Raw genomic sequence first — 13,728 nt, forward strand, 5'->3', positions numbered from 1 at the left:
TATGCGTTTTTATTCGCGCTTTGCGCTACTTTAAACTGCGATAAAAAAGTGTGGTTACCCGCTCTTTAGGTAACCAATTAGCATATTCAAGGCCAAGTTCTGACAATGGATCTGCTTTAAGTACCTGCTCTAAACTGGCGTCATTTTGCATTGCTTTTAGCATAACATCTTTCGCTTTTTGCACCAGCTTACGATACGTGAACAGTCCTGAACGGTCACTTAGCGGGCCATGACCAGGAATAACTTGGGTTTTATCATCAATCTGATTAATCACATCATCAACCGCCGCTAAAACACCATCAACGCTACCCCCACTGTCTACATCAACAAACGGTAGGCTGCCAAAGTTAAAGTAAATATCGCCCATGTGCACAATATTATCATTATTGAAAAAAATCACCGCATCGCCATCGGTATGGGCATGTTGATAATGCACAACATGCGCTTGCTCATTATTAAAGTGCAGTGTTAAATCATCACCAAAACTAATTCGTGGTAGGTAATCCGACCCTTCGCCATGTTTTTCTTTTAGGCGTTTATGTACATTATTGTGGGCAATAACATGGGCTCCGGCTTTAGCAAAGTTTTCGTTACCACCGGTGTGATCGCCATGATGATGAGTGTTAATTACAAACTCTGCACTGCCTGGCTTTAAGTCGCTAATGGTTTTTTTAATATCGTCTGAGAGTTTGGCAAACTGATCATCAATGATATATATGCCATCATCCCCTACGCTGGCTGCAATGTTGCCACCTTGTCCGTATAGGACGTATACATGCTCGCTCAGTTGCTTAGCTGTAACTGGGTTGTCATCCGCCGCCGCGTAGTTGCTTAGTAGTAAAGTCGTTATTAATGCCGGTAGTAATTTTTTCATTGTTGTAACCCTATAATTAATAATCATGGTTATAAAACGTGATAGCAACTTATTTAGCTCACTCTGCATCCAAAGCTAGTCGTTGATAGGCACTATTTCAATTTGATGCATGAATGTTTGCGGTAACAATGGGGTGTGCTTTCCTCCTACATATTCATCAAATCCGGCTCGATAAAACTCAGAAAGTGGGTGCCCTGATTGCCCTCCTGGCACCGTTAAAATAGCACTTTCTAAATGTCCAGGTTGGGCAATAAATCGCTGCGATGCGCCAAAACTAGTTTTTTGTACGGCAGGCATATAACTATCACCAAACCCTGGAGCGGTAGGCATATTAAGTAGCTTACTCAATAGAGGTATTTGTTTAGCAAATGGGTGCTCAATCGCTAATTCGTTTACTTTACCCCATTGCCAATTTTGCATGTTATTACCAAACTTTGCTGTTAACTGTGTGAGTGTTTGCTCAAAAGCTGCCTGTAATTGCTGCTCCCAATTAGCAAACTGCGGGTTAACCCAACTTGTTGGCTGCGCTTTTATTAATTGCCAAACAGCGGGCTCTAAATCGCGTTTTACATAACTCAATGTACCATCCTGCTGATTGAGGCTCGCTTCGATACTACTAAACAAAATATTTATTAGCTCATCACGATACGTTTTTACTAATGTATAACCAACAGAGGTTGGGCAGGCGCATTGCTGCCAATTATCTAGTGCATTGATATAATTTACATAGTGTTCTGGCTGCTGTTTTAACTGCTCAAGTAATAAGCTATGCCAAGGAGTTAAAAAACGCGCTTGATTGTCTAACTGTAATTGGTAAAAGTCGCCTTCGTTAAACTGCTGTTTTTCAAACAACCGATCGCGTATTTGCGTCGCACGAGCACCTAGGGCATAGCCGCCATTACCAAAACGTGCATTATCCTCAGCAGAGACCACTCGCGAATTCCCTGTCCATAGGCGCCCACTCTCAGGGTTTTTAACAAACGGGCGAATAACTTCATTTTGCTGCCAAGTTGCTGAATATTCACTTTCATTAATGGCTAACTCACTGGGTACTGTTCGCGCAGGAATACCGCCCATGTGTTTCCAAGCTGCACTGCCTTGACTATCTACCACCATTAAGTTTTGTACCGGAATACCCACGTTACTTGCAATATTAAGGGCATCATCCACTGTTTCAGCCTGCTCAAGCTGTAACAATTGCATATCAACGGCATACGGCTGATGCGCAGCCCAACTTAAGGCATAAGGCTGATTGTTAATGTATTTAACAGGGCCATACTCACTTAGCGTTAAGGGATAGGTTTCTACGCTGCCATTATCCAAGGCAATCACTTCATTTACTTGCCATGTTTTACTGCTATCAGTTAATGCAATCCAGTCGGCTGTATCTATATAGCCATTAGTAAATCCCCATGCAATTTTATTATTACTGCCAACCACAATGGCAGGTGCTCCTGGTAACGAAACACCGGTTACCTGATAAGCTTGATTGTTATGAGTGTAATTAAGCTGCGCTCGATACCAAATAACCGGCACCGCCATTGATAAGTGCATATCATCTGAAAGCATCGCAGCTTGAGTATTAGTTAAATCTGCGGTCACTGCCCAGTTATTACTGCCTACTTCTAAATTAGCAGTAATGCTTTTAATCGCCGCTAATGGCTGCGTTGGTAACTGAGGTATAGTTTGAGAATAAGGTGTTAAAACACTACCATCTAATGCTGCTTGGTATTGGCTTGGTTGGGTTAAAAATTCAACCATTTTTGCGCCGTATTGCTGCTGTATTTGAATTAAAGCTTGATCGCGTTCAAAGGTGGCAGTTTGTAAATCTAAATACATGCTAAAAATAACTAACAGACTATCTTCGCTTTGCCATGGTTGTTGCTCAGCCCCTGTAAGTAGGTATTCAAAACTTGGGTACCCTACTTGCGCAAGTCCTTCGTTTACCCCTTGTGCATAGCTTTTTAGTAGTTGCTTATCGGCTTGGGGGAGAGTTTTTAAAATTGTTTGGCTACGTTTACGTAATTGATGAAAGCGCATTTTTTTATCAAGAGCGAGCGCGGCTTTACCAAATAGCTCACTGAGCTCACCTGCGGCATTACGTCTAAGTAAATCCATTTGAAAAAAGCGATCTTGCCCGTGAGCATAACCTAAGCCATAGGCAGCATCATGGCGAGTAGCTGCAGTGATAACAGCTTGGCCAAGCGTATCTCGAGCAACTTTAACTGGCTGCGTTACCGCATCGCTTCGGCCTTTGCCATCAAGGGTAGGTAAACTTAGAGTCAACACGCCGTATACAATAGCAGTCCCCCCAAGCGCTAAAACCACAACAATTAATAGCAACCGTTTGATTACTTTAAACATAAACATACCCTTCAACTTTTTCAATAAACTATTATTAGCATATATTCATAATCGTTCTATTAAAAACGCTACGAAAAGCGGGTAAAGGGTGAAATAAACATCAAAATCCACGATAATACACAGTTCATGTATTGTGCAGACCTAGTTGAGATCAAAATGACTGAAAAAACATTTATTAAAGGTAAAGACCGCGATTTAGAATCGTCTATCTCTACCATGCAAAACAAGCTAAAAGCGCTAAATATTAATATTGAAGAAGCGCTATGGCTTAACCCTGTAGCAAACTGTTATTCAGTTCATATAAAAGATAGCGACTGTGGTGTGATGTTTACTAACGGTAAAGGTGCTACTGATAAAGCCTCTATCGCTTCTGCGCTAGGTGAATATTTTGAGCGTTTAAGCTGTAACTACTTTTTTGCTGATTTTTACTTAGGTGAAGAATTTGCCAATGGTGACTTTACTCATTACCCGAACGAAAAGTGGTTTAAAGTAGCAGAAGATGAAGTACCACAAGGGATTATGGATGAAAGCTTATGGGATTACTTCGACCCTGAGCGTGAATTAACTGCCTCACACCTTTATGACTTTAATTCTGGTAATTTTGAACGTGGTATTTGTACTGTGCCTTATACCCGCCAGCGCGACGGCCAAGATATTTATATTCCGGTGAACGTGATTGGTAATATTTTTGTTTCTAATGGTATGAGTGCTGGTAATACTAAATTTGAAGCCCGTGTACAGGGGTTATCTGAGGTATTTGAACGCGCCATTAAAAATCGCATTATTGCTGAAGGTATTAGCTTACCAATCGTGCCTGAAGATGTGGTAAAACAATACCCTAAAATTCATGAAGCCTGTGAAGAGTTGCGTAGCCATGGCTTCCACTTACGTATTGCAGATGCCTCACTTGGCGGTAAATACCCTGTAATGAGTGTTACGCTAATCAACCCAGTAGATGGCTCTGTATTTGCCTCTTTTGGTGCTCATCCTTCATTTGAAGTGGCACTTGAACGTACGGTAACTGAGCTACTGCAAGGTCGTCGCCTAGATCAACTAGACGTATTTCAACCTGCCACTTTTGACAACGACGAAGTAGCCACACCTGAAAACATTGAACTGCACTTTATTGATTCAAGCGGTTTAATTTCTCATGACTTTTTCCGTTCTGAAGCAGACTTTGAATTTGTACATTGGGACTTTAGTGGTTCAACTGAGCAAGAATATAACTTCTGTACTGATTTAATTCACAGCATGGGCCATGATATCTACATCATGGATTACACCCACTTAAATGTGTATGCATGTCGTATTTTAGTGCCTGGTATGTCTGATATTTATCCGGTAGATGAGCTTATTTGGCGTAATAACAACGAAGGCGCTAAATTCCGCGAAACTTTCTTATCACTTGATCAATATGACACTGAGCAACTGATGGAAATTTACGAAAACCTAGAAGAAGCTGGTCATAGCGATATTATTCGCGCTGCTGAATTCATTGGCTTAGCAACCGATGCCGATACGCCTTGGCATACTCTACGTATTGGTGAACTGAAAGCACACTTATGCTTAGCCGCAGGCAGCGAAGAAGCGATTGATTGGGTTGACTGGATTTTACATACCGGCCAAGTTAATGAAGACGCGATGCGTCATTTCCGTTGTTTAAAAGCTATTTTAGAAATTAAATACGATGACGAACGTGAATATACAAGCTACCAAGACGCCTTAGGACTGATGTTTGGCGCTAATAATGTAACCCTTGCAATTGAGATTGCAGAAGGTCGTACACGCTTTAACGGCTTAACTTTCCCAGGTTTATCGCTTGAAGGCTTTAAAAAGCACGCCGCATTATTGGATGGCTACCGCAAGTTACATGTTGCGAAACAGCATCATTGGGCACGCGAAGTTAGTGATTCATAATATCTAAACGTGTTTATAGTTAAAAAGAAAGTGGCGCATATTTAACTGCGCCATTTTTGTTTCTAGTGTTAGTTAGCTATAGTTAAGCTTTCTATATTAACAATTTAATTACACCTTATGTGGCAACAGCGCAAAAGTAAACGCACATCCATTTATAATTTTAAGCTTACCTTTTTATTTGCAATCACTTTAATTGCAATAACAAGCTTAGTGCTTGAACGGCTTAATTATAATCGGGCAAAAGATGCTTACCGTTTACAAGTACTTTCTCAAGTAAGTACCTACAGAGCTCAGCTTGAAGCTATTTTGGTATCTAATATTCAGTTAATACGAGGCTTGGCTGTAGCCGTTGCTGCCGAGCCTAATTTAAGCCAAACACGTTTTGGGCAAATTGCCGCTCCACTGTTTAACACCTCTAACGAACTACGTAATATTGGTGCTGCACCTAATATGGTCATTACAATGACCTACCCGCTTAAAGGGAATGAAAAAGCCATTGGACTCAATTTTTTAGAAAATAAAGCGCAACGCGATGATGCTATTAAAGCACGCGACACTAATACTATTGTAATGGCTGGACCGCTCACGTTAGTTCAAGGCAGTGAAGCTTTGATTGCACGAGTGCCAGTTTATTTACCTGAAGACCACTCTTTTTGGGGGCTGCTTTCTGTGGTACTCGATATAGAAAAAGTCTATAACAACGCTGGAATTTTCGAATTACAAAAAAAATACACCGTTGCTATTCAAGGACGCAATGGCTTAGGTAAACAAGGTGAGTTTTTCTTTGGTGACCCTGAAATTACCAGCCAAAACCCGCTTGAGTTTAACCTAAACTTTCAAGGCGGAGCTTGGCAGCTCTATGTAGTGCCAAAAACAGGCTGGCAACCGGCATCGTCGTCTATCTGGCCGTTACGTATCGTTATTATTGTTATTTTGAGTTTGCTTATTTTTGCGTTTTTATTGTTTTTAAAAATGCTCAATAGAGAACACGAAAACGAAAAAATGCTCGAGGTCATGAGTAACCTAGCGCAAGTGGGCGCATGGTCATTTAATTTAGAAAAAAAGCAGGTATTTTGGTCAGACATGACCAAAAAGATATTTGAATACCCTTTAGATGAGCAACCTAAATGGTCATCCGATTTATATTACTTTAAAGAGGGTAAAAGCAGAGATAAGGCGGCTGAACTAATTTCCAGGGCGGTTAAATATGGTGAAAGCTACGAGGCCGAACTGGAAGTTATTAATGCCAACGGCGAAGTGATTTGGGCACTCATACATGGTGAAGCCGAGCATAAAAATGGGCGTTGTAACAGAATATTCGGCTCACTACAAAATATTGATGCCCGTAAAAAGGTAGCAATAGAAGATCAAAAAATAGCTCGTTTTAATGAAACCTTAGCGTCGTTAACTATTAGCGACCACATATTAAAAGGTAAATTAAGCGAATCAAAAGAGCTTATTACTCGTGCGGTGTGTCGTGCACTTAAAGTGAATACAGTAAGCATTCGCTTGTTTGATAAATACAAAACTCAACTTAGTCCCATTGCGAGTTATAGCCAAAATAACAGTGATAATAATACGCCTTGGCGCCAGCACGACATCCCTGACTTTTTTACCACCCTAGAAAACAAAGCCGTTTTTAGCGCTCAAGACGCACAGCAACAAGCTTGTCTCGCACCCATAGCAAAAAGCTACCTCGAGCCATCACCTATTAAAGCAATGCTATGTGTTATGATCCCCGCAGGCAGCGGCTCTATTGGTGTTGTATGCGCAGAACAAGCAACGGTTAGATCATGGACGCAAAACGAAGAAGGTTTTTTAATTGCTATCGGCGCGCTAATAGGAAGTCTTCACTCTAGTGAACAGCGCATAGAAACCGAAGCTGAACTAGTAATGGCAAAAGAAGCCGCTGAACAGGCGGTGATCGCTAAAAGTGAATTTTTAGCTAGCATGAGTCATGAAATTCGCACCCCGATGAATGGAGTGTTAGGTATGCTTAATATCATTCAGGCGACCTCACTTGATCAGCAACAACGTCATCATATAAAGCTTGCCCAATCGTCAGCAGAGTCTTTATTAGGGATTATTAATGATATTTTAGACTTTTCTAAAATAGAGGCTGGTAAGTTAGACATAGAAAGCATTCAATTTAATCTACCACAATTACTAGGCGAGATTATTGAGTCGTTTGCGCTCAAGGCCGAAAGCAATAACACCCAATTAATTGTAGATACTACGCATGTAAGCACCAGTGAGATTGTGTGTGATCCAAATAGATTACGACAAATTTTAAATAACTTGATTGCCAATGCCGTAAAATTTACTCAAAACGGACAAGTACTGGTAACCGCTACCATTGAAAAAACTCTCGATGATACGACTTTAGAATGTGCGATTATTGATACCGGCATTGGTATTAGTTTAGAGAAGCAAAAACAGTTATTTGATTCTTTTACTCAAGCTGATGCATCAACAACCCGCCAATATGGCGGTACAGGTTTAGGGTTGGCAATAGTTAAGCAGCTGTGCGAACTCATGGGAGGCGAGGTAAGTGTAAATAGCTCACCTAATGAAGGCAGTACCTTTACTTTTTCAGTCAGCATTACCTCAGTGATAGACCAAGCATTTGATTTAGATTGTCAACATATACAAGCAAAGCGAATACTCATTGTTGATAATAGCGAGATGAATGCCACCATCATCGAGAAGCAATTAATGCTATGGGGCGCAGATGTCAGTGCAGTATGTGATTATGAAGAGGTTGAAACTTATATAAGTAATCATCAACAAACGCCACCGGATGTAGCAATTATTGACACAAGCTTTTTGGAGCCTGTAGCACACCCTTTGGCTGAAAAGTTGAAACATTTTTTAGTGAAAAGCCATATTTTGATTATGGCCCCAATGAGCTATTCAAAAAGCAATTTATTTTATGGAAACAATGAAGCAGCCTTAATTTTTAAACCTCTCACTGCTATTGATTTATATAACACGCTGGTAAAAAGTACATTGGCAGCACAACCTAAAGAGTTAGCGCTGCCTCCAGCGATTAATAAACAAAAAAAAGCGAAAGGCCATGTGTTGCTTGTAGAAGATAACAAAGTAAACCAAGTGGTTGCCTGTGCATTATTAAAACAAGCTGAGCTTACCTTTGATATTGCAGAAGATGGCAAAGACGCCCTAACCAAATTAAACCGAGCAACCGCAAACACTTATCAACTTATTTTAATGGATTGCCAAATGCCTATTATGGATGGATACCAAGCTACCATGGCTATTAGAGAGGGCCTTGCGGGTCAAGAGAATCAAACCATCCCCATTATTGCACTAACGGCTAATGCAATGCGCGGAGATAAAGACAAATGTTTAAATGCCGGTATGAACGACTATTTAAGTAAACCTCTCGATGGCCCTGCTATGCATGCTAAATTGCAACAATGGCTTAGCGCTAAATAACAGTGTAAGCTTAAAATAGAATCGATGAAGTAAGGGATATTATGCAGTTATCAGTTGAACAACAAAGAGTTATTGGCTGTTTATTGGAAAAGCAAACAACAACGCCTGAACATTACCCACTATCATTAAATGCCTTAACGAATGCTTGTAATCAAAAATCAAATCGCGCTCCTGTGCTCGAATTAAGCCAACAGCAAGTTCAGGCTACCATTGCCGAATTAATCGACTTACGCTTGGTAACAGAAGATGAAGGTCTCAGTGGACGTGTATCTAAATACGACCATCGCTTTTGTAATACACAATTTAGTCACTTACAATTTAACGCACAACAACGCGCCATTATATGTTTATTATTATTGCGGGGAGCTCAAACACCCGGTGAATTAAAAACCCGTTGTGCTCGCTTAGCTGACTTTACCAATGTTGACGACGTTGAAACATCGCTTGAACAATTGATTGAAAATAGCCATGTTAAAAAGCTGCCCCGTGAGCCTGGTAAGCGTGATAGCCGTTATATCCACTTATTTACAGCACCTTCTGCAGAAAACGATGAGCCAACAGCAACACAAACCATTACAGACGAGTTAAAAAACCAAGAGCTCAATGAGATACTCGCTGAAATTAACGAGCTAAAAGCTCAACTTAAACAAATAAAAGAGTATATAGGACTTTAATTGTGTAATTTGAAATCACATAATAGCTATTCTTTTTTGAGCATTAAAACTTTTTAACTTTAAGGAGCGGGCCATGCGCGCCGAAATTATGGCTGAAATGAAAGTTCAGCCTAGTATTGATGTTAACGCTGAAATTAAACGCCGAGTAAATTTTATTAAAGCACGTTTAAAAGCCGCATACTCAACTTCACTGGTACTAGGTATTAGTGGCGGTGTAGACTCATCAACCTGTGGCCGATTATGCCAACTTGCTGTTAATGAGCTTAATCAAGAACACCAAGATACACAGTATCAATTTATTGCTGTGCGCTTACCGTATGGAGTGCAAGCAGATGAAAGCGAAGCACAAATGGCGGTTGATTTTATTAAGCCCAGCACCCGTATGACAGTTAATATTCAGCCTGCAACCGACGCACTGCACGAGCAAACAATGGCAACTTTAGCTGGTAATAATAAGCCATTGCCAACACAAGAAAAAATAGACTTTATTAAAGGCAATGTGAAAGCACGCCAACGCATGATTGCACAATATGAAATTGCTGGGTTTTGCCAAGGGCTCGTTGTAGGTACCGACCATAGCGCCGAAAACATTACCGGTTTTTATACTAAGTTTGGCGATGGCGCCTGCGATTTAGCCCCTTTGTTTGGTCTATCTAAACGTCAGGTTAGAGCATTGGCAACAGCATTAGGTGCACCTGCTTTGTTAGTTGAAAAAGCACCTACTGCGGATTTAGAAAGTGATAGACCAGGTTTGACTGACGAGGAAGCATTAGGCTTAAGCTATGAAGAAATTGATGACTTTTTAGAAGGTAAACCAGTCTCCGAGCATGTGGAACAAACACTGATTGCAATTTACCAACGCACGCAACATAAGCGCCAGCCTATTCCAACAATATACGATGCTTTTTAAATCAATATTATAAGTGTGATTTAACTGATCGAGCCGCTTATATTTTACGTAAAAAATGGCGTGAAAATAAGTGGCTTAAATTTTAACGGTTAACCTTAACGCTTGCCAACAGAGAGTTTTATATTTTATGACCCCCCCTATTTTGATTACTGGTGCAGGACAACGTATTGGACTTGCGCTTGCACAGCATTTTATAGCCCAAGGGCAAGCGGTCATTATTACTTATCGTACCCGCCATGAAGCGGTAGATTTGCTAGAGCAAAAAGGGGCCACTTGTCTTTATGCTGACTTTAGTTCTGATGAGGGTATTAATACTTTTATTACATTACTTAAAGCACAGACTGACTCACTAAGCGCGATAATTCATAATGCATCAAGCTGGGACTGTGAAGCTAACAACCCTCAGTTTGAGCAGCTGTTTGACAGTATGATGCGCATTCATGCAAAAACACCGTACTTGGTAAACTTACGCTGTGCAGATTTACTATTAAATTATCAGGCGTCTCACACTAAGCCCGCTGACATTATTCATCTAACTGATTACGTAGTGGAAACTGGCAGCCCAAAACACTTAGCCTATGCGGCCAGCAAAGCCGCCTTGGATAACTTAACCAAATCATTTAGTGCTAAATATGCACCGAATATTAAAGTGAATTCCGTCGCACCATCATTAATTATTTTTAATCAACATGATGATGAGCAGTATCGCGCTAAAACTTTAAAAAAATCATTAATGGGTATCGAACCTGGATGCCAAGAAATTATCAATAGTATCGACCTACTACTAAACAGCCATTACATCACAGGCCGTGCTTTACCTGTTGATGGTGGTCGCCATCTTAAGTAAGTCATCTAAATAAACGAGAAACTTATGCATAACGAATTAAAAGAAAGCTATCAAAAAATTATAACCGCAGTCGGTGAAGATGCAGAACGTGAAGGGTTGCTCGATACTCCAAAACGCGCTGCAAAAGCGATGGAGTACCTAACTCAAGGTTATCGCCAAACGCTTAACGAAATCACTAACAATGCAGTATTTACCTCAGATGCTGACGATATGGTGTTGATACAAGATATAGAGCTTTACTCTATGTGTGAGCATCACTTATTACCGTTTATTGGCCGCTGTCACATTGCTTATATCCCTGATGGCAAAGTGTTAGGTTTGTCTAAGTTTGCACGTATTGTGGATATGTTCTCTCGCCGTTTTCAAATTCAAGAACAGCTAACCCATCAAATTGCCAAAGCGGTTGAGGAAGTAACCGGTGCCAAAGGTGTAGGCGTCATTGTTGAGGCAAAGCACATGTGTATGATGATGCGTGGCGTGGAAAAGCAAAACTCAAGTATGCGTACTTCGGTTATGCTTGGTAACTTTAGAGCCGATCCGAAAACACGTAATGAGTTTTTACAGCTGATCAAAGGATAACCTATGGCAAACGCAATAATTAATGTAACTAACTTACGGCTACGCACGTTTATTGGCTTTAATCCTGATGAACGTGAAAAAAAACAAGATGTAGTCATTAATTTAGAAATTCATTATCCGGCTGATCAAGCTTGTGAAACTGATGAAGTAGAACAAGCACTTAACTACAAGGTAATTACTAAAGAAGTAATTAGCTTAGTTGAACAGGGTCACTTTTTATTGTTAGAAAAATTAGTTGCTGAAATTCTTGCTGTTTGCCACTCGCACCCAAGTGTAAATTATGCCAAAGCCCGAGTGGATAAACCTCATGCGCTGCGCTTTGCAGACTCTGTGTCGCTAACTCTGGACTGGCACAAATAATCCAACGGCAAGGGCTATTACAGCTAAATAACGTAGCCCTTTGCCGAGTGTTACTAGCACTAAAAACATACTAAAGCGCACTTTAAACACGCCGCCAATAACAGTTAGTGGATCGCCAACAATAGGTAACCACGCAAACAGTAAGCTATATACTCCATATTTATTAAACTGCTTTTGCGCTTTTTTAAGCCCTTTTTCAGAAACTGGAAACCATTTTTTATCTTTGAAGCGTAATGCTTGTGTTCCAAGCCAATAATTAACACAACTGCCTAATACATTGCCTAAGGTTGCTGCAAACCAAATTAGCCATAAGTTAGTATTACCTTGCATTATCATCCCACCCATCAATACTTCAGACGAGCTGGGTAATAACGTAGCCGATATAAATGCTGTAAAAAATAATGTTATATAGAGCATTTTTCCCTTATGACTAAAAACTAAACCCAGCCATTAAGCTGGGTTTGAACGACTTTTTAACTTAAATCAAAACGCTTATTTAATTAAATTTAAGCTAAGGGGATAATTAAACTCTTTGCCATCGTTGGCTTTTACGCTTGCGATAACCACCATCACAAATGAAAAGATAGCGACCATAGGTAACAGTAGTAAACCAACAGCTGCAAAAATTAGTAAAAAACATACAAAATAAGCTATAGCCATAGTAATTTGAAAGTTAAGCGCTTTTTTACCATGTATATCAACTATAGGCATTTCATCTTTTTTAATTAGCCAAATAATAAGGGGGCCTAACACCGAGCCGAATGGCACAATAAACCCAGCTAATGCACTTAAATGACATAGCATTGCCCAAGTTCGGTCATCTTTATTAACGACTTTAATTTCTTGATTTTCTTCCATAGCACAATCCTTTAATTTTTAAAATCCGGTTTAATTATACACAGGTATATAACACCACTTATCTATTTATTTGTAAAAAAATCACAACCTAAATTTCTGTGATAAAAAAGTGATAAGTTTGTGAGAGTTTCTGGAGACGATTGTTCAATACTTATCTCGAATCATCACATACAGGAAATAAAAATGAAAGCTTCAACATTTACACTTGCAACTCTTTTAGCAGTAGCTAGCCAGTCAGCCATAGCTGCAGAGTTAGACCTAGCAATAACCAACCTAACACAAGGCATTCACTTTACCCCACTGCTAGTTACAGCACACGACAGCGAAGATAAGCTTTTTGAAGTTGCAACTGAAGCTTCTACTGCATTACAAACAATGGCTGAAGGTGGCAACATTGCAGAACTAATGGCACAAGCTACTGCAGCAGGTAGCGACATGGCTGCAAACCCAGCAGGAGGCTTATTAGCGCCATCATCATCGACCATGGCCACACTAATGACAACCGATGGTAATGACTACCTCTCAGTAACCGCTATGTTACTGCCTACAAACGATGGCTTTGTTGGCCTGGATAGCTGGAAAATCCCAACCGAAGCAGGCACTTATACTGTTTACTTAAATGCATATGATGCAGGCACTGAGCACAATAATGAACTCATTGTCGATGGCTCAGGTGCACCGGGTACGCCAGGTATTCCTGCAGCCCCAGGTGGCGACGCGGGCACAGGCGGCGCTGGCTTAACAAGTACCGATAGCAATATTAACGTACATATTCATCCAGGCACGTTAGGTGACGACGATTTAACCGCTGGTAATAGCGATTTAAGTAATACGGTTCACAGATGGTTAAACCCAGTAGCTAAGCTAACCGTTACGGTTAAGTAGGAGC

At 40.4% G+C, this 13,728-nt stretch carries 12 protein-coding genes; 8 read left to right on the forward strand and 4 right to left on the reverse strand.

Annotated elements, in window-relative coordinates; genetic code table 11:
- Nucleotides 1-25: 25 nt before the first annotated feature.
- The gene (locus ACZ5WS_RS03035; RefSeq protein ID WP_464710590.1) at nucleotides 26-874 is read right to left on the reverse strand and encodes an MBL fold metallo-hydrolase; all 849 of its coding nucleotides are present in this window, start codon (nucleotides 872-874) and stop codon (nucleotides 26-28) included.
- Between the two features lie 75 nt (nucleotides 875-949).
- Nucleotides 950-3,238: a penicillin acylase family protein gene (locus tag ACZ5WS_RS03040; protein WP_464710591.1), complete on the reverse strand. Its 2,289-nt coding sequence runs from the start codon at nucleotides 3,236-3,238 to the stop codon at nucleotides 950-952.
- 156 nt (nucleotides 3,239-3,394) lie between these two features.
- Between ACZ5WS_RS03040 and ycaO the strand changes: the two genes are divergently transcribed.
- From ycaO to folX, 7 genes are all read left to right on the forward strand, one after another.
- Nucleotides 3,395-5,155 carry a 30S ribosomal protein S12 methylthiotransferase accessory factor YcaO gene (ycaO, locus tag ACZ5WS_RS03045; protein ID WP_290170613.1) on the forward strand — a complete coding sequence of 587 codons (1,761 nt, stop codon included), beginning with the start codon at nucleotides 3,395-3,397 and terminating at the stop codon, nucleotides 5,153-5,155.
- Nucleotides 5,156-5,272: 117 nt separating this feature from the next.
- Entirely contained in the window at nucleotides 5,273-8,611 is a 3,339-nt protein-coding gene (locus ACZ5WS_RS03050; RefSeq protein ID WP_464710593.1) for an ATP-binding protein, read from the forward strand.
- Nucleotides 8,612-8,652: 41 nt separating this feature from the next.
- Nucleotides 8,653-9,285 carry a YceH family protein gene (locus ACZ5WS_RS03055; protein WP_075170877.1) on the forward strand — a complete coding sequence of 211 codons (633 nt, stop codon included), beginning with the start codon at nucleotides 8,653-8,655 and terminating at the stop codon, nucleotides 9,283-9,285.
- A gap of 73 nt (nucleotides 9,286-9,358) precedes the next feature.
- Nucleotides 9,359-10,195 (forward strand): ammonia-dependent NAD(+) synthetase, encoded by an 837-nt coding sequence (gene nadE / locus ACZ5WS_RS03060; protein ID WP_178954509.1) that lies wholly within the window; start codon nucleotides 9,359-9,361, stop codon nucleotides 10,193-10,195.
- A 127-nt stretch (nucleotides 10,196-10,322) separates the two neighbouring features.
- Nucleotides 10,323-11,042, forward strand: a complete 720-nt coding sequence (folM, locus tag ACZ5WS_RS03065; RefSeq protein ID WP_178954507.1) for a dihydromonapterin reductase — start codon at nucleotides 10,323-10,325, stop codon at nucleotides 11,040-11,042.
- Nucleotides 11,043-11,066: 24 nt separating this feature from the next.
- Nucleotides 11,067-11,621 carry a GTP cyclohydrolase I FolE gene (gene folE, locus ACZ5WS_RS03070; RefSeq protein ID WP_008108996.1) on the forward strand — a complete coding sequence of 185 codons (555 nt, stop codon included), beginning with the start codon at nucleotides 11,067-11,069 and terminating at the stop codon, nucleotides 11,619-11,621.
- Between the two features lie 3 nt (nucleotides 11,622-11,624).
- Complete coding sequence (gene folX / locus ACZ5WS_RS03075) at nucleotides 11,625-11,981, forward strand: dihydroneopterin triphosphate 2'-epimerase (protein ID WP_008108994.1); 357 nt, start codon at nucleotides 11,625-11,627, stop codon at nucleotides 11,979-11,981.
- On the opposite strand, the gene ACZ5WS_RS03080 is transcribed toward folX, so the two are convergent.
- Both ACZ5WS_RS03080 and ACZ5WS_RS03085 read right to left on the reverse strand, forming a co-directional pair.
- The gene (locus tag ACZ5WS_RS03080) at nucleotides 11,958-12,398 is read right to left on the reverse strand and encodes a YqaA family protein (RefSeq protein ID WP_010392588.1); all 441 of its coding nucleotides are present in this window, start codon (nucleotides 12,396-12,398) and stop codon (nucleotides 11,958-11,960) included. The genes folX and ACZ5WS_RS03080 overlap by 24 nt on opposite strands.
- 75 nt (nucleotides 12,399-12,473) lie before the next feature.
- Nucleotides 12,474-12,839 carry a DUF4870 domain-containing protein gene (locus tag ACZ5WS_RS03085; RefSeq protein ID WP_178954505.1) on the reverse strand — a complete coding sequence of 122 codons (366 nt, stop codon included), beginning with the start codon at nucleotides 12,837-12,839 and terminating at the stop codon, nucleotides 12,474-12,476.
- Between the two features lie 183 nt (nucleotides 12,840-13,022).
- Here ACZ5WS_RS03085 and ACZ5WS_RS03090 point away from each other — a divergent pair, with 183 nt between their 5' ends.
- Complete coding sequence (locus ACZ5WS_RS03090) at nucleotides 13,023-13,724, forward strand: spondin domain-containing protein (protein WP_178954503.1); 702 nt, start codon at nucleotides 13,023-13,025, stop codon at nucleotides 13,722-13,724.
- Nucleotides 13,725-13,728 lie beyond the last annotated feature (4 nt).

The sequence above is a fragment of the Pseudoalteromonas sp. 11L1 genome (genome assembly GCF_055397545.1).